Source organism: Vibrio sp. 10N.222.49.C9 (genome assembly GCF_041474985.1).
Classification (GTDB): domain Bacteria; phylum Pseudomonadota; class Gammaproteobacteria; order Enterobacterales; family Vibrionaceae; genus Vibrio; species Vibrio crassostreae_C.
In genome coordinates this window covers 1-275 of the sequence record NZ_JBFRVD010000701.1, presented here as the reverse complement: position 1 = coordinate 275, position 275 = coordinate 1, and the positions used below count along the sequence as shown (strand labels likewise).

Genomic DNA, 275 nt, shown 5'->3' with positions numbered 1-275 from the left:
ATGGTAACACGCTGATCGTTCGCTCGGAATCTCGCACTGGGCACTCGGATTTTGGGGTAAACCGCAAACGTGCTGACGCACTGCGTGAGGCACTGAAACAAGCAGGATTGATTTAATACCTAGCGGGTTAAAATACTCAGTGTGATTGGTATAAATCTCTCCTCCCTAAAACTCCTATGCTACAATCTCGCTCTATCTACATAGCTATATTGATCAGAGCGAGATTTTCATGAAAGTCGGCATTATCGGCGCGATGGAACAAGAAGTTGCCATCC

Annotated in this window: 1 protein-coding gene; it reads left to right on the top strand. The window is 46.2% G+C overall.

The features are described 5' to 3' along the window. On the top strand, positions 1-116 hold a 116-nt coding region (locus AB4585_RS25160), incomplete at its 5' end, for a DUF1499 domain-containing protein (protein WP_372171489.1). Positions 117-275 lie beyond the last annotated feature (159 nt).